Origin of the sequence: Klebsiella sp. RCJ4, assembly GCF_009025755.1 — a bacterium.
Taxonomy (GTDB): domain Bacteria; phylum Pseudomonadota; class Gammaproteobacteria; order Enterobacterales; family Enterobacteriaceae; genus Klebsiella; species Klebsiella michiganensis.
Window position 1 is genome coordinate 280,427 of the sequence record NZ_WCIN01000004.1, and the last position, 24,111, is coordinate 304,537.

General features: G+C 52.2%; 20 protein-coding genes, 1 tRNA gene and 3 pseudogenes. 4 read left to right on the top strand and 20 right to left on the bottom strand.

What is annotated here, in order from left to right; genetic code table 11:
* Positions 1–20: 20 nt before the first annotated feature.
* Complete coding sequence (locus F8562_RS02290) at positions 21–614, bottom strand: NUDIX domain-containing protein (protein ID WP_014230180.1); 594 nt, start codon at positions 612–614, stop codon at positions 21–23.
* A gap of 80 nt (positions 615–694) precedes the next feature.
* Here F8562_RS02290 and F8562_RS02295 point away from each other — a divergent pair, with 80 nt between their 5' ends.
* Positions 695–1,453 (top strand): DeoR/GlpR family DNA-binding transcription regulator, encoded by a 759-nt coding sequence (locus F8562_RS02295; RefSeq protein WP_014230181.1) that lies wholly within the window; start codon positions 695–697, stop codon positions 1,451–1,453.
* 49 nt (positions 1,454–1,502) lie between these two features.
* On the opposite strand, the gene yejK is transcribed toward F8562_RS02295, so the two are convergent.
* Complete coding sequence (gene yejK / locus F8562_RS02300; protein WP_004122954.1) at positions 1,503–2,510, bottom strand: nucleoid-associated protein YejK; 1,008 nt, start codon at positions 2,508–2,510, stop codon at positions 1,503–1,505.
* A gap of 178 nt (positions 2,511–2,688) precedes the next feature.
* Here yejK and F8562_RS02305 point away from each other — a divergent pair, with 178 nt between their 5' ends.
* The 3 genes from F8562_RS02305 to F8562_RS02315 all read left to right on the top strand — a co-directional run bounded on the left by F8562_RS02305 (position 2,689) and on the right by F8562_RS02315 (position 4,850).
* Positions 2,689–2,916, top strand: a complete 228-nt coding sequence (locus F8562_RS02305; RefSeq protein ID WP_042934393.1) for a YejL family protein — start codon at positions 2,689–2,691, stop codon at positions 2,914–2,916.
* Between the two features lie 19 nt (positions 2,917–2,935).
* On the top strand, positions 2,936–4,696 hold the full coding sequence (yejM, locus tag F8562_RS02310) for an LPS biosynthesis-modulating metalloenzyme YejM (protein ID WP_014230182.1): 1,761 nt from the start codon (positions 2,936–2,938) through the stop codon (positions 4,694–4,696).
* A gap of 77 nt (positions 4,697–4,773) precedes the next feature.
* Positions 4,774–4,850: transfer RNA gene (locus F8562_RS02315), tRNA-Pro, on the top strand.
* Between the two features lie 293 nt (positions 4,851–5,143).
* On the opposite strand, the gene tssE is transcribed toward F8562_RS02315, so the two are convergent.
* The 18 genes and pseudogenes from tssE to F8562_RS02415 form a co-directional block, all read right to left on the bottom strand.
* Positions 5,144–5,596 (bottom strand): type VI secretion system baseplate subunit TssE, encoded by a 453-nt coding sequence (gene tssE / locus F8562_RS02325; RefSeq protein WP_014230184.1) that lies wholly within the window; start codon positions 5,594–5,596, stop codon positions 5,144–5,146.
* Entirely contained in the window at positions 5,589–6,125 is a 537-nt protein-coding gene (gene tssJ / locus F8562_RS02330; protein ID WP_014230185.1) for a type VI secretion system lipoprotein TssJ, read from the bottom strand. The genes tssE and tssJ overlap by 8 nt, the downstream gene beginning before the upstream one ends.
* Complete coding sequence (tssG, locus tag F8562_RS02335) at positions 6,106–7,209, bottom strand: type VI secretion system baseplate subunit TssG (RefSeq protein ID WP_032693684.1); 1,104 nt, start codon at positions 7,207–7,209, stop codon at positions 6,106–6,108. Before tssG ends, tssJ begins: the two co-directional genes overlap by 20 nt.
* Positions 7,164–8,927, bottom strand: coding sequence for a type VI secretion system baseplate subunit TssF (tssF, locus tag F8562_RS02340; RefSeq protein WP_014839078.1), 1,764 nt, complete (start codon positions 8,925–8,927; stop codon positions 7,164–7,166). Before tssF ends, tssG begins: the two co-directional genes overlap by 46 nt.
* Positions 8,928–8,950: 23 nt before the next feature.
* Complete coding sequence (locus F8562_RS02345; RefSeq protein ID WP_032693683.1) at positions 8,951–9,685, bottom strand: hypothetical protein; 735 nt, start codon at positions 9,683–9,685, stop codon at positions 8,951–8,953.
* A gap of 64 nt (positions 9,686–9,749) precedes the next feature.
* Positions 9,750–9,944 carry a hypothetical protein gene (locus F8562_RS02350; protein ID WP_014230189.1) on the bottom strand — a complete coding sequence of 65 codons (195 nt, stop codon included), beginning with the start codon at positions 9,942–9,944 and terminating at the stop codon, positions 9,750–9,752.
* A pseudogene (locus F8562_RS02355) lies at positions 9,940–10,296 on the bottom strand (ImpA family type VI secretion system protein); the annotation flags it as partial. The pseudogene F8562_RS02355 and the gene F8562_RS02350, both read right to left, overlap by 5 nt.
* Positions 10,296–13,715: an ImcF-related family protein gene (locus tag F8562_RS02360; RefSeq protein ID WP_014230191.1), complete on the bottom strand. Its 3,420-nt coding sequence runs from the start codon at positions 13,713–13,715 to the stop codon at positions 10,296–10,298. The gene F8562_RS02360 and the pseudogene F8562_RS02355, both read right to left, overlap by 1 nt.
* Positions 13,702–14,862, bottom strand: a complete 1,161-nt coding sequence (locus F8562_RS02365) for a hypothetical protein (RefSeq protein WP_014230192.1) — start codon at positions 14,860–14,862, stop codon at positions 13,702–13,704. The genes F8562_RS02360 and F8562_RS02365 overlap by 14 nt, the downstream gene beginning before the upstream one ends.
* Before the next feature lie 3 nt (positions 14,863–14,865).
* Positions 14,866–15,132, bottom strand: coding sequence for a PAAR domain-containing protein (locus F8562_RS02370; protein ID WP_014230193.1), 267 nt, complete (start codon positions 15,130–15,132; stop codon positions 14,866–14,868).
* Positions 15,133–15,161: 29 nt separating this feature from the next.
* Entirely contained in the window at positions 15,162–15,842 is a 681-nt protein-coding gene (locus F8562_RS02375; protein WP_014230194.1) for a hypothetical protein, read from the bottom strand.
* Entirely contained in the window at positions 15,839–17,743 is a 1,905-nt protein-coding gene (locus F8562_RS02380; RefSeq protein ID WP_014230195.1) for a LysM peptidoglycan-binding domain-containing protein, read from the bottom strand. Before F8562_RS02380 ends, F8562_RS02375 begins: the two co-directional genes overlap by 4 nt.
* A gap of 8 nt (positions 17,744–17,751) precedes the next feature.
* Positions 17,752–18,291: a hypothetical protein gene (locus F8562_RS02385; RefSeq protein WP_014230196.1), complete on the bottom strand. Its 540-nt coding sequence runs from the start codon at positions 18,289–18,291 to the stop codon at positions 17,752–17,754.
* Positions 18,284–20,899: a type VI secretion system Vgr family protein gene (locus tag F8562_RS02390; RefSeq protein ID WP_014839083.1), complete on the bottom strand. Its 2,616-nt coding sequence runs from the start codon at positions 20,897–20,899 to the stop codon at positions 18,284–18,286. Before F8562_RS02390 ends, F8562_RS02385 begins: the two co-directional genes overlap by 8 nt.
* 291 nt (positions 20,900–21,190) lie before the next feature.
* A complete protein-coding gene (locus tag F8562_RS02400; protein ID WP_014230199.1) occupies positions 21,191–21,832 on the bottom strand; it encodes a hypothetical protein in 642 nt (213 codons plus the stop codon).
* Positions 21,833–22,006: 174 nt separating this feature from the next.
* A pseudogene (locus F8562_RS02405) lies at positions 22,007–23,155 on the bottom strand (AAA family ATPase); the annotation flags it as partial.
* A 286-nt stretch (positions 23,156–23,441) separates the two neighbouring features.
* Complete coding sequence (hcp, locus tag F8562_RS02410) at positions 23,442–23,933, bottom strand: type VI secretion system effector Hcp (protein WP_014839086.1); 492 nt, start codon at positions 23,931–23,933, stop codon at positions 23,442–23,444.
* Positions 23,934–23,937: 4 nt separating this feature from the next.
* Positions 23,938–24,111: pseudogene (locus F8562_RS02415) on the bottom strand (OmpA family protein); the annotation flags it as partial.

A 24,111-nucleotide genomic window follows, 5' to 3' on the forward strand; every position in this document is an offset into this window, starting at 1 on the left:
GGTTCGGGGCGTTTTGTTTATCAGTCGAGTAGCGTTGACCTGTTCAGCGCAAGATGCTGCACCAGCATAATCGTTTTCGCATCGACGATTTCCCCTTCGCGAATAGCCTGCAACGCTTTTTCCAGCGGCCACTCCAGCACTTCGATATCTTCCCCTTCCGTCGCCAGTCCGCCACCGTCGCCGCGCCGATCGTCGGCAGAGTATTCGGCAATGAAAAAGTAAAGCTTCTCCGTCACCGAACCGGGGCTCATGTAAGCGGTGAATACCGGCTCAATGCGCGTGACGCGAAAACCGGTCTCCTCTTCGGCTTCGGCAACGATGCGCGCTTCCGGGGAAGCGTTATCCAGCAGTCCGGCGGCGGCTTCGATCAAAAATCCATCATGACCGTTAATCCACACCGGAAAGCGAAACTGGCGAACCAGCACTACCGTTTGCTTTTCACGATTGTAGAGCAGGATCACCGCGCCGTTGCCGCGGTCGTAAGCTTCCCGGCTCTGCTCCTGCCAGCGTCCGTCCCGGCGCAATAGTTCAAAAGTATATTTCTTGAGCGTGTACCAGTTATCCGATAACAGCGTTTCGCGGATATGGCGAACGCGCGGTGCGTCAGCGTGCATGTTTTTCCCCTTTTAGGTGACAGTTAGCAACATAACATGCATAATCGTGCACAAACAAGATCACTCATGAAGGTATTTTGATGCTCGCCAGCCAGAGAAAACAGCAGATTTTGCAGATCCTCGCCGAGGAAAAACAGGTGATGTCCGGGGATCTCAGCCAGCGCTTTAGCGTATCAGAGGACTCCATTCGCCGGGATCTGCGGGAGCTGGCCGCGGAAGGCAAGCTGCAGCGCGTCCACGGCGGCGCGCTGCCGGTTTCCGAAGCCATCGCGCCTATTGAAACAAGAAAGAACGTGCAAATCGCCTCAAAGCAGAGCATTGCCCAGCGCGCGGTTGAGCTCATTCAGCCCGGTCAGGTAGTGGTTGTCGACGGCGGCACCACCACCGGAGAGATGGTGCGCCTGCTGCCGGATAACCTCGCGTGTACCGTGGTCACCCATAGCCCGGGGATTGCCGTCGCGCTGGTGGAAAAACCGCTCATCGAGGTGATTTTGATCGGCGGCCGGTTGTTTAAACATTCCGTCGTCAGCGTCGGGTCTGCGGCCCTCGAGAGTATTTCCCGTATCAACGCCGATCTGTTTTTTATGGGCGTCACCGGCGTTCACCCACGGGCGGGATTCACCACCGGTGACTATGAAGAAGCGGGCATTAAACGCGCGCTGGCGGCGCGGGCTGCCGAAACGGTGGTGATGGCGTCACAAGAAAAGCTTAACTCCGCGTCGGCCTTTGCCATCGGCGAGCTGGGGGCAGCCAGTACGCTGATCGTGGATACGACCCTGGACGAGGCGCTGCGACAGCAGCTAACCCTGGCGGGGGTAGAAATCCTCTACGCCCTGTAATGCGGGTTCAGGCAAAAAAAATCCCGACTCGACGTCGGGATTTTACGCATTAATTTCCGCCAGAAGTACGGCGCTGTAGCTGGTCGCGCAGGTTCGGCGGCGTGCCTTTTATGGTTAAGGTATCCGTAGCCGGATCCCAGAACACCCGCTCGCCCAGCAGCATAGCGTCAAAATTAATGGTTAACCCGCCGCCGCTGCCGGCAAACTTGGTTAACTGACGCAGCGTGCTGCGATCCGCCGGGAAGCTCTCTTCCAGCTCGTAGCCTTGTTCGGCGGTAAATTCCTGAAAGGTCTTCTCGCTGACGCCCGCCAGCTCTTTCGACAGCGACTCCAGCTCGATTTCCTCACCGGCCTGCAGCTGTTCGTTGCAGTAGCTGTATACCTGCTGGCGCACGTTTTGACGTTCAGATTTATCCAGCTGCGCATCGGCGGCGAAATCATCCAGCGCCTGCAGCAGGCCGCGGTTCTGCGCTTTGGCGTTCAGCCCTTCGCTGGCGCCGAGGAAATCCATAAAGAAATCCGCCACCTTGCGCCCTACCCGCCCCTTCAGGAAGGTCAGATAGCGCGTTGACTCCGGGTTGGTTTCCCACTCGGTTAAATCAATACGCGCGACGATATCCGCGTGATTGATGTCCAGATAATGGGTGGAGCTGATATCCAGCTCTTCGTTGACTCGCATGCTGCTTAGGTTGTTCAGCACCGCCACCATCAGATATTCCACCGCCAGATAACGATACTGGCAAAACAGCACAATACCGCCTTCTGCAAAGGGATATTTTGCCAGTTCGTCGCGCAGGCGCCCGGTAGCGGCGCGGCTAAACGGCAGGAACGCTTCTTCGCCCTTACGCTGCCCGCGCAGCGCCTGCGCCAGCTCGCTCTCTTCATTAAACAGGCCGTAGGCTTTATTTTTTGCGCTGTAGACACGATGTAGTTCGGCCATCATCTCGACAACCGTCGCCGTCGGCTCCAGCAACGATTCGCGCAGCACCAGCTCCAGATTTTGTTCATCACGTTTGATTAACTGATGCAGGGCAATCTGGTCGATATCCAGACTCATGTTAAACTCTCCTTTTAGACCGGGCGGTATTCAACCACCGCGGGGGCAACGACGCAACCGCCGCGTGACTCTTTGCGAGCGAAGCCGCGCGCTTTTGCGTCGTGGCGAAAAAATGCGGAAAAAAAGCTGCTGCTACGGTAATATGTTGCCCTTTCACGAACAAACAGATTTTGAGTTTATGCCGCAATTATCCCGCTATAGCGATGAACACGTCGAACAGCTGCTCAGCGAGCTGACGAGCGTTCTGGAAACTCATAAAGCGCCCGTTGACCTTTCACTGATGGTTCTGGGCAATATGGTGACTAACCTGATCAACAGTAGCGTCGCGCCGGCGCAGCGTCAGGCCATCGCCCGTTCTTTTGCCCAGGCGCTGCAGTCATCTGTCAACGACGATCCAGCGCACTAAGGATAACGAACAACAGTATATGGTGACTCTTCGTCAGCCCTACCGAGAAAAAGTCTCCCAGATGGTCAGCTGGGGGCACTGGTTCGCCCTTTTCAACATGTTGTTGGCTATGGTGCTCGGCAGTCGCTATCTGTTTGTCGCCGACTGGCCAACGACGCTTGCCGGACGCCTCTTTTCGTACGTCAGCCTCGTTGGTCACTTCAGCTTCCTGGTCTTTACCAGCTACGTGCTGATTCTTTTCCCGCTGACTTTTATCGTCGTCTCTCAGCGCTTAATGCGCTTTATCTCGGTTATTCTGGCGACCGTGGGCATGACGCTGCTGCTAATCGACAGCGAAGTTTTCACCCGTTTCCACCTGCATCTTAATCCCTTTGTCTGGGAACTGGTTATCAACCCCGACCAGAACGAGATGGCGCGCGACTGGCAGCTGATGTTTATCAGCGTACCGATCATTTTCCTCCTGGAGATGCTCTTCGCGACCTGGAGCTGGCAGAAGCTGCGCAGCCTGACGCGCCGCCGCCACTACGCCCGACCCGTTGCCTGGTTCTTCTTTATCTCCTTTATCAGTAGCCATCTGGTCTATATCTGGGCGGATGCCAACTTCTATCGTCCGATCACCATGCAGCGGGCCAACCTGCCGCTCTCCTATCCGATGACGGCGCGCCGTTTCCTGGAAAAACATGGCCTGCTCGACGCGCAGGACTACCAGCGCCGTCTGGTGGAACAAGGCGCGCCGGAAGCCGTCTCGGTGCAATATCCGCTGAGCGATCTGCGTTATCGCGATCTCGGTACCGGTTATAACGTGCTGCTGATTACCGTTGATAACCTTAATTATTCGCGCTTTGAGAAAAACATGCCGGCGCTGGCCGGGTTCGCGAAAGACAACGTGAACTTTACCCAGCACATGAGCTCCGGCAACACCGCTGACAGCGGCATGTTTGGCCTGTTCTACGGTATTTCCCCGAGCTATATGGACGGCGTTCTGTCTGCGCGCATCCCTGCGGCGCTGATTACGTCGCTAAATCAGCAGGGCTATCAGCTGGGCCTGTTCTCATCAGATGGCTTTAGCAGCCCGCTCTACCGTCAGGCGCTGCTGTCAGATTTCTCACTGCCCGTCGCGAAAGCGCAAAGCGACGAGCAGACGGCAAACCAGTGGATTAACTGGCTGGACCGCTACGCCCAGGATGAAAACCGCTGGTTCTCGTGGGTTTCTCTCAACGGCACTACCTTTGACGACGGGCAGCAGCAAAACTTCGTCCGCCGCTACGGTAACGCCGCGGGCGCGGTCGATACGCAAATTGGCCGCGTGCTGAACGCGCTGCGGGAAGCGGGCAAGCTGGACAACACGGTGGTTATCGTGACCGCGGGCCGTGGAATGCCGCTGAACCCGCAGCATGAGCAGTTTGGCTGGTCGCGCGAGCAGCTGCAGGTTCCCTTAGTGATCCATTGGCCGGGCACGCCGGCTCAGGAGATCGCGACGCTGACCGATAATAAAGACGTGATGACGACGCTGATGCAGCGTTTGCTCCACGTCTCTACCCCGGCCAACGAGTATTCGCAAGGTGAGGATCTGTTTAGCGCCGCCCGCCGTCGTGCCTGGGTCACCGCGGCCAATAGCGATACGCTGGCCATTACCACGCCGAAATTCACGGTTGTGCTTAATCACAACGGCACTTACCGAACGTGGAACAGCGACGGCGAGAAAATTAACGATCAAAAACCGCAGCTCAGCCTGCTGCTGCAGGTGCTGACCGATGAAAAACGCTTTATCGCTAACTGATTGATTATTTATAAATCAATCAGTCATTTCCCGGCTTGCATTCGCTTGGGGAACGGGTAATATTGTTCCCCACGAATCGGCACGTAGCGCAGCCTGGTAGCGCACCGTCATGGGGTGTCGGGGGTCGGAGGTTCAAATCCTCTCGTGCCGACCAAAAATCCCAGTAAAACCAGCCTCTTAAGGCTGGTTTTTTTATGCCTGTTTTTTGCGCGTGGAGTTAATGGGGTGAAACTGGGGTGAAACCCCGACAAAACTACATGACCGGGCAATCATCAAACTCCCCTAAGCCACGTTTCCATTGACGCCTGGAGCTGGCTGATCCGCTGACGAAACGCCGCGATATCCGCTTCCGCCTTAGTATCAAAGGCTTCGCTGCAGGAGTGCTGGTCCTGTAGTTTTTGAAAAAATCGTGATTTTGCCGACATACTTTTACTGTCCGTCAGGAAATTAGAGGTGGGTCTGTGCATCAAGATACTGCTGCTGTTTAAGGTAGCGTATCAGCACGCGCCCTTCAGGCATGAACGCCGTGCCGTAACGCACCAGACCGATGCCCCTGAGTTCGGCATCAATGGCATAACGCAATTCCCCCGGAATAGTCTGCTCAAGCAGAACCACATCAATTTTCTTAAGCCGCGGCTCGTACTTCAGCAGTACAGCCGATAACGCTCCCATCAGTTCATGGGCAGTCCCTGGCATCCCCTGCAGGATTTTAGTCATATCCGGCAGACCGTAGTCCGGCAGGTGCGCCAGCGTACCGGCGCGGCAGTTGAGGATACGCTGCATATTGTCCAGCACAGAAATGATGGTCTGGTTCTGCTCGCTGACCTGATACAGATCAATGCCGCCAGTAAAATTGCCGTAGAGCGTTTCATATAGTGACGGACGGGGTGACTCACTCATCTTTCAGCGCCTGCAGGGTCAGCCGGTTGTTGCCCGCTTCGATGACGCGTGCCTTATCCGGATCGAGGTCATCGCGGCTCAGCACCACCCGCCAGGTGTTGTTCTCCTGGTCCGGCGACATAAACATGCCAGCCACCGCAACATACTGCGCGGTTTCCTCCATCGGCATATCCACCATCACCGCCCCACCCGGCTGCAGACGAATATCTTTCTCCGCTATCAGGTCTGCTTTAATAGCCTGACTGTCAGCCTTAAACAGTGACGGGTAGTCCGTCGTGTCGAAGGTTTTTCGGTCCTTGAGCTGGTAAATACGTACCACCGTCGACAGTGCCACGCCGCCTGCATTGCTGTTGACGGCCTCGCGGGCGCGAATATCCAGATGCAGGGTCTTTATCTGCTTATAAAAAATTGATTTAGTCACGGCAACGGTGCCGTCTGTCACTTTTTGCGTCAGCCCACAGCCAGCGAGTATCAGTGTGATACCCGCGGCCAGCGCAATCTGAGGAAAATTACCAGCGATAATCGCCATCTTCATCGGTCTCCCTGCGGTGAATATTTTCCTGGACCCGCTCATAGCGGCCAAGATTGATGTTTATAATTTGAGGGTGTACGACGGTATTCGTCGCATTCAGCGGCCGCATCACGGCGGTGCGGCCCAGCTGCACTGCACCAGCTTTGGGTTTAGTACTCATCGTCGCATCCGGCAGCAGGCAACGGTCGACACATAACTGCAGGCGCACATCGAGCCGTGAGCCAAGATACACATGCAGCAGAGCCATTAAATCCGTGTGAAGCTCCCCGCCCGGTAGCCAGCCCGGCACTTCAGCCGGGTCAGTGGTGGTCAGACGCATCAGTACCTGACTATTCACATCGGTGGCATAGTTACCCATCACCGGACGGTTTGTCAGGGTGACGGGCTGGCTGACGCTCATGGTCAGGGGCTTCTTCAGCGGCACGCGGCGTTTGTCGTGGTGCCAGATTTTTACCTGCGTGCCGGGTGCCAGCAGACGCACCAGTGAGGCCATGCCTTCTGCAGTCCTCCCCGGCAGCATCATGACCGGCAGCAGCGCCAGAAAGCGTGAGGCTGGCGCGGCGATACTGTCTGTACAGCCGTCAATCCCGAGCCCGGCCAGCCCCAGCAGGTACTGCGAAGTTTTGTCCTTACCGCCTTCCTCAAAAGTTGCCGGATACGAATATTTCCGCCAGATGCGGTAGTACTGGGCAATCAGCCGGTGATTGAAGATATCGAGGAAATCCGCCGTGGCTTCGTACCCTTCCCGCCGCTGGGTGATATCATCGATATAGTGCGTCGGCAGCGGAGACTCCACGCCATAAAGCCCCATAAAGGTGATACGTACCGTCGGCGGAAGATGCGGGTACTCAGCAGCGTCGAATGACCTGATTTCTGAAGCCGGGAAGCCCATCCCCGGGTGCGGCCTAAAACGTACCGGCTCATGACGTACCTGCCAGGTGCTGCCCGTAACCGGTTTGTCCGGCTGGCTCTGCTCCAGCAACTGACAGAAGCGGTAAAAATTGATATATGGCAGCCGGTCACCCAGCCGCTCCATCAGCCTGGCAGGCGCGGACTGTGATTCTCTTTCCACCGGATGCATTTTCCTTCTGGCTGAACGATGAGGGTAAGCTGGTTGAACTGGTTCATATCGACATACAACGCAAAAAACCGGTTAAGCATTTCACCAAACAGATGAATATCGCCCTCACCGGTAAAACCATTGCTGTCGAGGATCACTTCGATATCCAGGCCCCGTAGCAGGTAGCCCTGCTCAAAGCGCTGAAGGCGGTGATGCTCCACATGCTGAATAGCCTCCAGACGCCGGGTGTTCAGTTCATCTTCCTGCCAGTTATAGAGCGCAAGCGTCCCGCGCAGCACTTCAGCGGTACTCAGCATATTCAGGAATCCGGAGCCCAGGTGGCTCAGCACCCGCCAGTGGAATCGGTCTTCCGCAGGCGGGTAGACCGGCAGCGTCGGTTTGCAGAGGTTGCGTACTGAAAGCGGTGTACTGACCACCTGCTCACAGCTATCCAGCAGCGTGCTCTGCAATGCCCGGCGTGGTAACTGACCGTTGGTGCCGGTGATTTGTAGCGACACGGCTTCGCGGTCAAGGAGGCGGTCATCTTCCCACTGGTGACCGCCGAGGATAAGCCAGGTGTCATACAGCCCGGTCACACTGCGCTTCACGCGGGTATGGTAGTAACGCGGTGGTGCCTGGCGGCGCATCATCCCGCCTTTATGGCGGAAGGAGCTGAACGGCACATACTCCGCGTCGTTCGTCCGGTTTGAGCCGGTGACCGAATCCACGGAGTAAATCTCGGTGTGTCCGTCCTGCAGCCGTTTGGGGCGCAGCAGGTACTCACTTTCCAGGCCCGTAATGGTGAGCGGGTCCGCCTCCAGGGTGAACAGATTAATCACCGGCACGCAGTGCAGTCGAACCGCGTCATCGGTGACCGGCAGATCAGACGGCCACGGCGTGCTGAATACCACTTCAATGTCGAAGTACTCTGTCCCGGCAGGCGGCGTGATGCCGTCCAGGCCATTAAAGTGGACAAACATAAACTTGTCGCGGAAGGTGAAGTACTCCAGCAACAACTGGTAGCCGCTGAAGGCGGTATCCCCCTTCGGCCACAGCCCGTCTTCCTCCGCAAATCCTCCCGGCGAGAAGTACCCGTCAAGCCGAATACGATCGGTCTGCCCGGGCAGACGCATATACAGGGCAGCCTGTCGTTTCGTGAGCATCAGGTGCAGCTGACTGCTGACGGGTGCATCTGCGCCGAGATAGAGGCTCAGGCGGCTGAGGTCGGCATGCGACCAGTCCGCCTGACTACTGCAGGCCATGCGCATCCGCAACAGCGAACGTCCGTCAGGTTCGGTGGTCATGGTGACCGCTGAGACACTCAGGGGATTGAGCATTACATCCTGGGTCGTACGGTAACGACAGACCGTGTTCTTCGGCCCCACCGGGCGGGAGTACACCTCCAACCCCGCGGGCACGACTTCGGCCATTTTCATGGCATGCAGCGCTGGGGTAAGTGCCACCACCGAAAGCGACGGAATGGTACGCAGGTAATGCGGCCAGAGCATACTGACCAGCCCTTCGGTGAGTTCCGGCAGGTCGTCGTCAATCTTTTCGCGCAGCCGTCCCATCGAGAAAGCAAAGCCTTCAAACAGGCGTTCGACATACGGATCCGGTGTACCAGCTTTATCCAGGTCGAGCATCGCTGCACGATCGGGATGGGTTTGCGCGAACTCTTTTGCGGCTTCACGCAGGTAGCGCATTTCTGCATCAAAATAGCGCAGGGTCTGATCTTTCATATGCGTTCCAGCAGGAGTTAACCCTAGTGTTGTTGCCCGATGATTAAGCGTAGAAATGTGAGGGAGACAGGGAAAAATACGATATCTGCAGCAAGGGCCACAGGTGTGAGCACAATGTTGGTAGCAAGATTCTTCGGATAAAAATCGGTTTCATTGTCGGTCGCGTAAAATTCAACTTTATACTTTCGCCCCAGTGACTCGGTATTGGTGAATGTATAATTGAGACTTTTCCTTGGAAGAACTATGCCCTCAATATTGACATCTTTCCAGTATCCCCCCTTCGAGTTCTGGAAGCCTGAATGCTTAATGACATCTATATCGTATTCTGAAAGCTCACCTTCGCTTTTATTAACCCAGACACGTAACGAATCCTTAAAGCGAAAGACAGCATCCCCTTTTACAGAACGAGCCAACTGAAGCTTGAGCGTATTTTCTTCTTTACCTGCAATCAGTGGGATTTTGTCTGTTAATTTGTTTAAAGACAGTAACTCATCAGCCCCCCTTGTCAGAATATAGACATTTCTTTCACCTAAAAATGCGATACCTTCCGAAGGAATAATCAGAGGTATATTGGTCTTATCCTGAACAACAGAAGCGGAGATATTTTCATACTGAAAAATATCGGTGACACTATCCTGCATTTTCATAACATTCACCCGATGACTACCTGAGACTTTATTTCCTCCCCACAAAATTGCAGTACACCCGGACAGTAATAGCACCATGACAATGCATGCTACAAATTTAGTTATTTTCATGAAAGTTTATATTCCTGAAATCATTAATATCACCGGCATCATTTCCGGCACACATTTCTTTGCATTAACCGCACAGGACTGCCGCGCGGGCAGGATCGATAGCAATTAGCCCAGCAAGCAGGCTGTCCATTTCAGCGTGCAGGCGAGCTTTGTCCGACTCAGCCCGACCCGCTTTAATTCTCAGCAGCTTCAGATGGCGGGCCTGTACCTCAAACAGCAGCTCAGACTCCCAGTTCGTAAGGGTGCAGCTATGGACCAAAGCGCTCCAGCAGACCGGCCAGCAGTTCAAGTCCTTCAGCCAGTCCCTGTTCACCTTCGCGGTGCAGCTTCGCCCGGCAGTAGTACGTCGCGACGCGAATGTCTTTCGCGGTCGTGGTCAGCAGCTTCTCTGCCAGCCGGCAGATGAGTTCTGTATCCGCACCGGAAAGTTTGTTGACCTCCTCGCGCATCTGCTGAAAGTCATCGTCATAGCCCGGGTCTTCGCCAGCGGCCGATTGCCCGGACAGCGGCTGCAGCCAGCTGTCCCACTGCGCCACTCGCTCACGGGTTGCTACAAGTAATGGTTCCTGTTCTGTCTGGCAGGCGCTCAGTAATGTATTCAGCATGCTCATCAGTAGACCTCTTCTACTTCGCTGGCCTCGCTGGCGACCAGGCCTGATTCGGCCACGCCAGTCGTGCTGAAAATCGTCTCCGGCAGACGGAAGTTGCGCAGTTTCAGCAGCGCCAGTGGCCCCTCGCCCGCCTCTGTACGCAGGGTGTAATTGAGCGTGCGCCCGTCCTGTGCTTTCCAGCTCAGGCTGTAACTGCTACCAACGCCCGGATAAGCACTGACCACAGCTTTATCGAGCAGACGTATCCAGCCCCAGGCGCCAGGGATATCGGCGTACTGACGGGTTCCTGCCTGCGTGCTTACCCAGCTCAGGTTCGCCCCCGGAGCCTCGGTATCTGCAGGCCAGGCGAAGCGCTTCCACGCCGGCAACTGGTTTACATAGATCAGCTTCTGGCTGTCGATAATCATGTCAGTCTGCATTACCCCATCGGCAGTGCCCGGACGCAACTCGAAGTTCATGCCGGCACTGCCTTCGGTGAAAGCGACATCCGAGATATGGCTCAGGGTGTTGATGGCATTGAGGAACGCCGGATTAAAGGCCAGCCCCTGCGAGTTGATGCTGTCCGGCACCCAGTGGTTGCCCTCTTTGTGCAGCACGCCTCTGAGGCGGGTTTGCAGGAACTGCGCAATACGCCCGGAATCTGCATTGAGGTATTTAGCCAGCAGCGGCAGGGATACATCACTGCTGGAATTGTTAAACGGATAGCGTCCACCGAAGGCACTGTTCCACTCAGCAACCACGGCCTGCTGCCACTGGGCATTGAGGCTTTCGGCCGCCGGGGTCAGTACCTGCTGCCAGGCCTGCTCCATCGGCTGAACAAACACGGTACGGCCGAAGCCGCTCCACTCCAGGCCGAGACCGGCGGCAATCAGGCTGCCGTAGTCACGGGTTTCGGTGAGGTCAACCGACTTACCCTGAAATACGGTCTGCGCCAGCGTCTGTGTCATCGCCTGCGGGTCGGCGGCATTGGTCACCTGCTGCAGGCGCAGGCGCACCTGCGTCACGCGGGTCAGGAACGACTGCAGACTCAACTCCTGTGCACCTGTCCGGTTTTTGTCCATCAGCGCCAGTACCGGACCAAAGGTTGCATCCAGCGGGCCGTGAACACCAGCGCTCTGATCAATGGCATCCTGGTTATCACCGCCGAGCAGATTCTTCGCCGATTTCACCAGCGAATCCGAAATGGCTTCGCCTGTCTGCCCGGTGCGTCCCTGCACATTCAGGGTGTTCATCAGCGCCACCAGTGGTGACTGACGCACGTCGGCCATCAGGGTCAACTGGTCAATGGAATCCGACAGCGTGGTCGCCTGGTTCCAGCGCAGGCTGTTGAGGAACTCAAGCCATGCCCCGCTGAAGTCGGCAAAGTAACGTTCCGTCAGGCGATGTTTCAGAGCTTCCGGTGAGGTCTCGTCCTGTTTATTCATCTGACGCTTGCTGTCAGTCAGCACCCAGTCTAGTCCGTCCCGGCGTGCCTTCACCACCTTCTCGATAGCGGGCTGCACGGCCTGCTCCCAGGCCTGACGCGTAAACATCCCGGGCACGACTTCCGTGGTGCTGAACAGACGGGATGCATCGGTATCGCCGGTCATGTCTTCCAGGCGCATATCGACATAGAGGTGCGACACCTGAGTGAGCATCTTCTGGTACAGGGTCGATTCGCTGTTGCGTACGCCCATCAGACGAACCAGCAGGGAACGCGCCTGGCTGACCAGATTTTCATCAGCACGCAGTTTCCATTCAGGGTGCGCAACCAGCTGCACGCCATAAAACGACAGCAGAGAAGGCGCCATCCCCAGCCAGACGCCGTTTTTTACACCGTCACGCATCGGCCAGTCATTCAGCAATGCAGAGCCGAACCAGGCCGCGTCCATATGTTCCGGACGCGCCAGCATCAGGTAGAGTTTGAGCTGGTCATAAGTGTTTTTTGCCATCTGCTCACGCAGCGGGCTGCCCGCTGGCAATACATTAAAGGCATTAAGTTGTCTCTGCAGATGGTCAGCGGCGGCATCCCGCAGCAGCGGCAATGCGCTGTCCTGGTAACGTGGCCAGAGTGCGTCCAGCAACGCATTGTTCTGGCTTAGTCCGGCCTGCTCGTACCACGGCACGCCAAACTCAGAGCGGTACTGCAGACGGGACAGCGTTTTTTGCAGTTCAGACAGCGCGTGCAGGCGCTGCTCCAGGGGCTGATTCTGTCGGGCGGCAAGTGCCGCCTGGACATTAGCGCTGTCAATCTGGCTGCGGTTGGTGACATACGCGATGCCCATCCACGCAGCCCAGCCGACCATCGTAAGAGCAACAACAGACGCCATCACCCTGCGCCACGGAATGCCGGGCTTGTACGGACGTAGTCCGGCAGGGAGTGTCCGGACAGACTCCGGCAGGGCATCCCAGCGCTTATCCATGCCCCAGTGGTGCGGCACGGCACGTTCGGCACCGGCTGAAGGCTGACTGAACACCACGCCGGCCAGTAGAAGCGGACGGTACGGATTGAGTATCACCGACAGCGGTGCGGTCACGCTTTCCGGCTCACGAATGAGCTGGTCGGCAAGCGTCAGCAGGAAGTTATGTTTCACTTCACCGCAGGTCTGCTGCAGCCCCTGTGAAGTCAAATCTGGCGTCAGGGCGGACAGTTGCTCTGCCAGCCCTTCGGTACTGCAACCGGCAGGTAACAAACAGCCGGTTGCCTGCGTAATGCGCCCTTCCGGTTTACCGGCGCGTGGGTGCAGGGACCAGACATACAGCGGGAGCTGCCAGCCAAGCGCTTCCATACGTATGCTGATGGCGTGAGACAGGAAATCCATGGTGCTGTCTGAAGGTACCGGCAGCGGCTGCTCCAGCCCTGGCGCTGAGAGCTGGTCAAACGCTGAAGTGACCCATACCATGCCATCCACCGGACGGCGGCGCAGTTTGCGCAGCGCGGTAAGCCAGGCACTGTCGGCTGGCGTACTGAGGTCACCGCCCCACAGTAACAGCGTGCCGCGATCTTCCTGCCAGAGCTGAGTCGTGAGCCCTGGGGTCAGTTGCTCCACCTCAGATACAGTGCCAGTGACCAGCAGGATGCGTGTTTTACGGCCCCAGCGACGACCATAGAGGTTACGCATGGCTGCACGGATGGTATCAACGGTGACATTGCGTGGCGGTGTCTGCTTAACGCGACCTTCATCAGCAGGCAGGAGACTTTTACGCTTCGCCTGAAAACGCGACCACTGTTGTTTAATCGCCAGGCTAATAGTTTTGCCATGGCGGACAAGTAGCAGAAGAATTATCACCGCCACAGATACCAGCAGTTTAAGGCTATTACTGGTAAGTCCGAACGCATCGCCCTTTTTCCAGATAGCTAATCCGATCGCGGCAGCAATCAGTGCAGTAATACTGATGCGTCCCCAGTTACCACGCCACACTGAGTTATCCTTCACCATTCATCAGACTCCCTGTAGTTACGGTATTCACAAATCGCTGCTCTTTGTCACCCGAAAGCATCAGGCAATCTTCTTTTGTGAGCGCGGTTATGTCACTAACGACGGCGGCGATAATCCACGGTGAGAAAGGACCGCTAAGTCCGGCATATTTCTCCAGCCAATGGCACTGCTGGGGTTTCCAGCTGCCTTCATATTGTTTTGCACTGGCCAAAATAGTGGATAAATCCTCCCCCCACTCCATGCTGTCGCCCACAATTGCGCGCGCAGCGATCGCTTGTGATTGGGTCGAGAAAAAGATATCGAGCTCTTCACTCAGCATTTGGGTTGATTCAAGCGACATAGGCCGAAGCAGGCGAGCGTGATGGTTTAGCTGATACTTCGTTGCTACATCATCAGAAGTCAGCATTAAAGCCGAGAGGGAATCACTATATTCATTCCCTCCCTGAGTCTGGTGAACCAACAAAAGCTCAACATCCAGAATCGGGGCTTTAAGGCGTTCGCCCACCCAATCGAAGGCCCGGCCTTTAAGAATCGTCAGTAACGGTACGGGATAGGCCATTCCAACTAACTGGAGCCAGCATGCTGAAAATTCTCTCTGCAATGTCTCATCAGGATCGTGTGAATCAGTCAGTAAGGTTGCGTGGAAAGGGAGGTCTGATAAGCGCTGTAATTCTGATATGTTCAGTCCCCCAATCAATGCTGAAAAAGCATCTTCGCCAGCAGGTAACGTTATTCCCCGAGAAAGAGAGCTACTCTGCTCGAGATCTTTGGGGGATTGCAGAAATGTTGATGGTGTCAATTCATCAGGCAGGATTACCCGGCTATACAGAACCGCCAGATAACGACCGGCCCATGAAGTCCATTGCTGCTGTGCATAGTCTGCCTCATCGGATTCAAACTGATGAAGATCCATTGCGTGGTTATACATCCAGCCGCGAATACAAATCGTTACGAACCAGATAAAAAGAGGGCCTCCGGCAACAATCCAGAGGTTAAATTTTTGCAATTCACCCAGAAACTGATTGGCGTGAAGTACAAAGAGCAACACTCCGGCAATAACAGCAACAAGGCCTGCAATCAGCCAGATGACCAGTGAAGGCTCATCAGGTTCTGCAGCAATTGTGGCTTTCTGACGCTCCCAGCTCATAACTTATCCTACTGAACAATCCGACGCACTGGAGATAACATGGCAGCCACATTCACATTCGCAGCCATCCACAACAACAGGCTTCCCATCAGAGATCCATTCTGGTGATCCTTTTATAATGGCATTGACACCATGCCCTTCAACAGGGCAATTAATCTCATCGCCAACAAGAGCTACTTTCTTTCCGTTCACAATCATGGTCGAAGATGCAGATATAACCTCACCGCCGTGAGTAGTTTTATCCCCAAGCAATACAAATCCTTTGGACATAGCACACCTAACAAATTAGTTTACACGTTTTAATTGAGGCGACGGAACTGAATCCATCCGTTTTTAATTTGAGGAACAATATCATCATCGAGAAATGCAGAACAAATACCGAGTTCACCGACTGCGAAAATCGTTGTAGGGTAACCTATTTCTATTCCCTTTCGCCCTTCAGGGTCAGGCTCAGAATAATAGGGAAGGCCATTCTCTCTATAAGCGTTAACATCCAAGTATTGATTGCAGTTTACGTTAAATCCATTATCATCAATTAATGACAACGGGACCAACTCATCCTTTTCAAACTTTAACTTTTTCCCAGAAATTCTCTCACCAACAAATATATTTTCTGTGGTATCCTCTGTGACCATTCGAATAGTGCTTGAAGAAATAACCATATTCCCCTCAGCAAATCTAGCGCCAGCCCATCCAACCGTATTCAAATCAGACTCAACACTTTTCTGATAAAAATACACAGTCGGAACACCACCTTTAACTTCAACATATATTTCATTATCATCAGTAAACTTAGGAACAGGACTTAAGATATATTTACCCATATTTTTCCTGGGTTTGTTAGCTAAAACGCCATACTCTTTCATAGCACCATGTTCTTTATAAACCCAATATCCATAATACAGTCCATCTTTTACCTTAATAGTATTGCAGAATGCAAAAAAAGGAACAACGACAATAAAAAACAATATTTTTTTCATTGTACAATCTCCACATGGAATGCTGGCTCACCGCGATTTTCAAACGGGCTGATATATTTCATTTTACTTGGGTTATCTTTTGCATATTTTGTAATAGCCTTATCAAAAGCCCGCTGCAAAGCGGCAGGCAATAACTTTTTACTTATATCAAATACATTTCTCTGAGCATACGATTCAAGAGAAACGCAGTGTTTTGAAACAAGACGCCCATCTTTTTGTAAAGAATTGACTTTATCAACCATGGCTTTTTTAACCTGATTCTCCTTACTTTTATCTATGCCACCCACAGCGATAGCTGCTTGTACAACCTCCCGTCCCGCAGCAGCATAATAATCAAGCTGGGATTGTATCCCCTTGTTTTTCATGTTCATATACATTGCATCGACTTGTTTTTCCGCGGTGCGCAACGTACTGGTGATCATAATCTTATGGACACCTGCGGATTTCATTATCCCTTTCATAATATCAAGAGAATGATTAGTTACCAGATTTTTCAAGCTGAGAGGAATATCTTTAGAAAAATCCACCACCGGCTCAAAATTTTTATCAACAGAAACATTTTTAGCTTTCCCCTCGGAAGTAGTCTGATGCTTCTCTGGTTCATTTTTACTTCTACCAGCAACAGACTGATCCGTCGTCGTAGTTTTAATATGAATTACATTGCTTTCCTTTTCCGAGTCTGCGGACTTGCTTCCTTTTGGCAAAACAATATGGCTTCTCGAATACTCTATGGCTGCTTTAACATTAGCATTTTCAACCCCAACGCTTTTGAGAATCTCTTTCTTGGTCTGCTCAGAAACATAGCGGCTAACATATCCATGGTTTTTATTACTATCAGGTATTTTTAATTTCGCACCAATGCGCAACATATTTACGTTATGGATCTTATTAATCCTTGCCAATTTCTCTACTGATACACTATATTTCTTCGCTATTGCTGATAAGGTGTCACCTTTCTTAACGATATAAGTTAGAGTCTTATGCTTTTCATTGGTATTTTTTTCAACAGTTGCTTTAGCTAATTCTTTGTAATTATCAGCAAGAATAGTAAACACAACTTCTGAACCTGCGATAGCATTGACTGATTCAGTCATCCCGTTTTCATCAGTCACACCTTTGATAAGAACTAGAGTTTTCTCATAATCTGACACTAAATTTGGGCATGTTGAACTTGGAAATGGAGAGATTGCAGCAATATAATTTTTGTTTTTGAATGCTGTATTATTTCCCGTAGACAGTTTAAATTTAGTATTAACTTCAGTATTTTTTAGTAACCCTTCCACAACTGATAAATGCTTAGTTATATAAAGCGCCCACTTCTCGCCATCTGCGCTTTTCTCACGCGTACCATCGAGATATTTTCCTAAACTATAGGCACCATCATGATGCAACAAATAAAGCCATTCCCAGTATTCACTTTGATCTGATGTGTAACTCTCCATCACCTTCGATTTGTTAAGTAAAAAGGAATAAATAACCGCATAGCATCCTTTTTCAGCGTCAAAAACTTCCGCATTACGAAGATCTAGCTGAAAACCAAGAATGTCTTCAGATTGTGTCAATGCATCTTTGATAAAACCAACCGTTCCTTGTGCTAAACCAGCAGCACTAGTAGTCCCCGCTGCCGCATCGGGGTTAAATCCAGACTCAACCTTAGTGGTTAATAATATATAAGATATCTCTTTATAACTTAATCCATAGCGGACAGCTATGGTAATTATCATATCTATAATAGCATCCTGGACATCTTTATCAGCATCTCCTATTGTACGACTGTTACCTCTTAGCTTTCGGGATGTATCTATATCCGGATAGAGTGAGATTAAAGAAAATGGTTTAATCTGGTCATCAAAATATGTCTTTCCCTTTTTGGCATTCAAATACTCATATAAATCAGACATACCATTCCTCAGCGATTGCTAATAAAGTCTATGCGTGTATTGTCGTAGGGGTTTTTCATTTCTCGAGATCTAAGCTCAGAAAGTTTGTTGCCTGTGATAAAGTTCCCTGAAAGATCAATAAATGGGGCGTCAATATAGGACAACAATGAACCCTTTACGCTCTCCTCTTCATCCAGCCCGAGATGGTATCCGATCACAATATTTTCATTGTCATAGCATTTCATTGTGGAGGGTGTCCAATCACCAGGTTTAACTACATTATTGAAGGAATAACCCTGTTTTTCCAGGAGAGCTTTTTGGCTGTTCGGGATGTATGGCAAAGAAAACTCTTTATTATTCGTGCCGTTCTTTATTCCCAAGTGGTAATTTTTGCATATATTCTCCGTTGGGCTTTTTTCATTCACTTGGCATTCAGCACTGACCTTTACCAAAGCTGAGCCACATTGCATTTGTGCTGATTTAGCATTCCATGTGCCACTTGCAAAAGAAAAAAATGGAGTAAGCAACATGCATAACAAAAATTTAAACTTAAAAGTAATATCACGCACTTTTATTTCCCTCACAATCACTGCATTGGCAACCATCGTCCTGGAATGACATATCTGAAAATGATGAACAATGTACTCTTTCCACAATATTTTCACTATCGTACCAATAATCACTTTGAATCATTTCAACTTCAAAAGGCTCATTCGGGTTTGATGAGTAAACTGGAACTGTTTCACCGTTCTCGTCTGTTCTACCAAATAATTTCTGCCCATTACTCGATGTCAACATGTATGCCGCAGCGGCAACTGGAACTCCTGCATCAGACGATGCCGTAAATTTCCCACTATATCCAGATGGAAACTGGGGCATAACACTACTCATGCTTACACTACCCATTTTCTGCGCATTGGCACATTTCCACAGGATATTACCTTCACAGCCCAGAATAATATTCTTACCCTGCAACTGGATGAACGACCCATCCAAATTTTTAAGCACAACATCTTTCGCCGCCGTGATCTCAACCCGCCCTTCTGTACTGGTTACGGTCACATCCTTTTTGGCTATCGCATCAAGCGCATCATCCTGAGCCTGAATTTCTACTTTTCCCTTAGCAGCAAAAAGTTTCATTCCGGCCTTTCGGGCCAGCATACTCACGGCTTCACCTGCTGCTACGGTAAATCGTTTAAGTGCGCTAATGTCTGTATTCTGTTGCGACATGATCCCAACGCTGGCACTACCTGACGCCATGCGAACCGCCTGTGGGCTGGTGATGCTCACGCCTTCAGGTGCATTCAACACCATTCCTGGCTGCACCAGATCTTTGAGGGCATCAGTCAACTTCACCTGACTCTGAATATCAGCGGGTAGCGCCTGCGCGGTTTCAGCTGCGTCTGACATGCTGCGGGCAATACTCAGTGCATTCTCAAGCTGGGCTATCGCCTCCTGCATGGAAAGCATCTTGTCCCCGGCAAACGGTTGTTTATCTGCAGTGATAAACACACCAGCACCACCGCGAATGGAAACATGCCGGTCGGTGCGCAGTTCTGCCCCTTCACCACGAAGCTCCCTGGAAGCGTCTACATTGTGACCTAAATTGAGCTGCGTCTTGCCCCCGAACTCTGTACTGAGCTTGATGTGCTCTTCGCCGCGCTTGTCCTCCATCCGCAGCTTGTTCAGGCCAGCGGTACGGATGACATTGCGCGTGCTGTTGGCTTCAGTGACGTGATCGACGTGACGGGAGTCATGCAGGGCGTGAGCTATATACGGGCGATCCGGATCGCCTTCGTGGAATGCAATAGCAACTTCCGTGCCCTGTATCAGCGGGAAGTGGAAGCCGTATTTGTCTCCGCCGTAAGGTTTGGCAAAACGCACCGGCATACTTTCCATGCCCTGACGCTTGTCATCGCGGTCAGCATCAAATTTCACCCGATACATGCCCGAGGCATCCTGCCAGGCGTAGATATCGTTATCTTTGGCGCTGGTCACTCGTGCCGTCAGGGTGCCGCTGACCACCGGGCGCTTTTTAGCCGCAGGGCGCCAGCAACGGTTTTCGTAGTAGGGTATCGCTACCCATGCCACTTTTAGGGCATTCTTACGGCTGGCGTAGTAGCCAGTGCGGATAATAACAACACCGTTCTCCGTTTCACGGGGCAGTGTTGGCGGGATAGCCATTTCGGTAATAGTCAGTACCTGCGCCGGTCCAAGGGTGTGGTCGGTGCTGCTGCCGGTCACCGTGGTCTGGGTGGACAGGAAGCGTTCATGCTCCAGACGCGCCCAGAAGTTACCGGTTTCTGCCGGCGGTGTAATTTTGTCGCCACGTTCAAGGTGACGCGGGCGATAATGGTACACATCACCGTAGGTGTTCCCCTCGCCGTCGCCGCGGGTCATGTCAGCCGGTACGGACATCAGGACGCTCTGGGCTTCGCGGTGGTTGTAGTCACTGGCGGTGACCGAACGCTCCACCACGTTATGCCAGACTTGTACGCCCCACACCGAGTCGGCCGCATTGTCATTCTCCCCTGACGGGCTGTTCAGCGGCAGTTTCTTACCAAACGTCCAGGCACTCTGCTTGTCCGCGAAGTGCACCACTTCGGTCTGAGTGTCAGGCTGCAGGGTGAAGAAGTAAAAAATCCCCACCTCTGCCAGCAGGCGTTCAATAAACTCAAGGTCACTTTCCTGGTACTGGTTTATCTGTTCCCGTTTTGGGTAGGTTTGTTTAAGCTTGAATTCATATTCCCACCCTTTCAAACCATGCTCGCCAAGAATTTGCGCTACCACTTCCGGCACTGATTTGTTGACGAAGAAACGGTGAGTACGAAACTGCTTATCCAGTAAGGATATAAAGGGTTCCAGAATAATTTCATACGTAACCTGATCGCGTGAACCGATCAGGCGTCGGAAATTTGTCACCACGCCATGAACAATTTTACCGACAGTAGAATTAAATAGTTCTCCCACCCCTATGCTCAGCGTAGCGGTTTTACTTAACATCATTTCAGCCGTAAGCTCCGGATGTGAACTGGTAAAACGAATGGTGTAATGATATAGAGCACTCATTTGTTCTAAACCATCAAAACGTTCCACATCCAATGGATAAGGGCAGGAAGGAATATCTAGTTTATAGCGATTAAGGACCCCCCCTGTCATTTTAAATATATTTTCCATTTCTATAACTCCTGTCCCAGGTCAGAATGATATTAAATAAAAACAAACCCAACAGATATGATGAATATCATCTATAACGATCCCACTCATCATAAATATATTTCAGGGCAAATTTATAAAGGCCATAACCTATGAGAAAGGCGACTATACCTGCCCCTCCTAGAATAAAGCGGTAAGGATTGTCAGAAAAGAAGAAACAGTAGAAAGAGTAAACCATACTGATAGTTCCTAGCGTCATCCCAATGCTGGCTACGATCCGTGAAACAATGATAAGTATAAAATCTTTTATATTCATAAACCTCCAAAGAAGTATTTGCAGACATTATTAAACTCCTCAGGATTTATCCTTGCAATTTCACAAGCTGTCTCATAAGGCCTAACAATATCCTCAACAAGATAATAAAAAAGATCAAAGTCACCCATACTGTTTAATTTCTCATACATTATGGGGTTTCTTTCACGCAAGTACCGTGATGTGTAAATAGATCTTGATGCTTCAGCACCAATTCCCAAAACACCACCAGCAGCAGAACCAGAAAAAAAAGCACCAACCCCCTGAGATATAATCACCCTTCCGAGGTTAACACCCGTAAGCTGGGAGAACATTACTTTACCTATAACACTTCCAGATATATTTTTTGAAAAATGTGCGACTTTACCCATATCTACATAAGAAACAAAATCATCTATAAATGGCTTAATAATTTTATAAATAGTTTCATCGTTAAAGGTTACTTTTTTAACCAGTGCAGCTAACCGAAATTTATCATCCTGATTCTCTCTGCGGTATTCAGTGTCTATAAAATCATAGCCAAGATAGGCAAGGCTGACGGGTAAGGAAATAACGCCTTTTGCCACGGCACCGATAAACCCGGACCCATCGATATGAATAGCCTCAAGCATATCTCTGGCAATATCTTTTGCACTGTCCATAATTGTTACCCTTTAGATAAGCCTGTTAATAAAACTCCAGCCCTATGCCCTCTTCCTCGCTCCACCCCAGAGTCAGGAAGTGTGGTTTCTGCTTCGCCGCCATATGCGTCAGCAGTTGCTGACTCAGCACCGGCAGAATCTGCTGATTGAGCAGGCAGGCGGCGGTCAGCGCGTCATGCAGGCCGTTTCATCATCCGGTTCGTCCACTTTGACCATCTGGAAGCGGCGCTCCAGTGCGGCATCTCGTTCAAAATATTGCTTATATTCGCTCCAGGTGGTGGCCGCGATGGTGCGCAGTTCGCCACGCGCCAGAGCCGGTTTCAGCAGATTGGCCGCATCCGCCCCGCCGGCCTGGTTGCCGGCACCGATAATGGTGTGGGCTTCGTCGATAAACAGCGGAACCGGTACCAGTGACTTCTGTACGGCATCGATGACGTTTTTCAGGCGCTGCTCGAACTCCCCCTTTACACCAGTCCCCGCCTGAAGCAGGCCCAGGTCGAGAGTACGTAGAACTACAGGCTTGAGGGATTCCGGTACGTTGCCTTCGGCAATACGCAGCGCCAGCCCTTCCACCAGGGCGGTCTTCCCCACGCCCGGCTCACCGACCAGGATCGGGTTGTTCTTGCGGCGGCGCGAGAGAATGTCCACCATCTGGCGGATTTCCGTATCGCGCCCAAAGACCGGATCAATCTTGCCCTCTTTCGCTTTGGCGGTGACATCAATGGTAAATTTATCCAGTGCGTTCTGCAGGGCCGGAGTCAGCTCGCCTTCTTTTATCCCCGCGCCGACCTGACTGCCGACAAATTCCACTTCACCACCGTGATTTTGTGCCAGTTCGGCTTCCTGCTGCACTTCCGGGCGCTCATCTGACTGTGCATCCAGCAACGGGCGAAGACGCTCAAGTTGGCCCTGCCCGAGGGTCAGCAGCGGCCACAGTCCATCGCAGTGTGCCAGTTTAGGTTTATCGACCAGCGCCATCAGCAGGTGAATGCTGCGGATGTGCTCTTCACCCGCCAGCGAGGCATGCAGCCAGGCGTCCTGCATCAGGGTCTGAATACTGTCTGAGAGCTGCGGACGGCTGCGCACCGAACGGGGCAGCGTGTCGAGAAATGCCAGCAAATCCTGCCAGATGGCGTCCATATCCCATTCGTAGCGCCGTGCCAGCACCGTCAGGTCCCCCTCTCCCAGCTCCAGCAGCTTCAGCAGCCAGTGCTCAGGCAGGATTTCCGCGTGAGCGCGGGTCTGGCAGAGCGAAGCTGCCACTTCCATCGCACGGGCACAGTAAGGGTTCAGACGTCGCAACAGGCTGGCTGGATTTTCCATGAATCTCTCTCTTTGTCAGTTCCTGGACACGCTACCGCCCCTCGCTGTTCACCAAAGCGCATAAGGTCAGGCAGACAGATTGTATTTTTCTTTGCTGAGTGCCCGCATATCAGGCTCTCAGCAAAAAACTGTGGACAGGAAACCCCGCCCGCATCAGGCGATTGCCCTAAATAATTCGTGTTGCAGGCAGGCGGCAAGTTCGTGAATCCCCGGGAGCATAGATAACTATGCAACCGGGGTGAGCGGACGTAGCCAACGCACCTGCGGCGCGAAGTATGACGGGCAATTACGCGGTGGCGCGTTCGTTCCAGCTATCGGAATGAATGATGTTGCCGTCTTTGTAGGTCCAGGTGATTTTTTCGTAACGCAGTTCTACGCGCTCAAGATGGTTGTGCTTCTCTTTAGAAGGATCCTTGATGTCGTACATTTCAGGGCTCACTTTCACCACCTTCACGTTTTCGAGTTTGGTGTTGAAGTACTCCACTTCCTGGCCCGCGTCGTTGATCTTGTACCACTTGAATTCCGCAGACTTGAGGGTCTGACCGGTGGTCACCGCCTTGTACAGATACGGGCTGGACGAGTCGATTTCCTTGGTGAACAGGAACGGCGTGTGGATACGGGTGCCGGTCAGTTTGCCGGTGTTGTTATCGGTCGGGATGTACAGGTTATGCTCCTGAGCGACAACTTCGATGCTGCCCTCGCGATCCTGAACGTCCACAGATCCTTTAATGTCCGCACCGCCGTCGTCTTTCAGCCAAAGATAAACAGGAATTGCCATGGAATTACTCTCCATTGTGTTGTGATGCGCCATCATCCTGCGATGACGCTGGGTATTTGCCGGGTATCTGACAGGCATTGGCCTGCGGTACCAGACTGATTTCGACACGGCGGTTGAGCGTACGCCCTTCCGGAGTGTCGTTGGTTGCGACAGGACGGCTTTCGCCATAGCCCTGCAC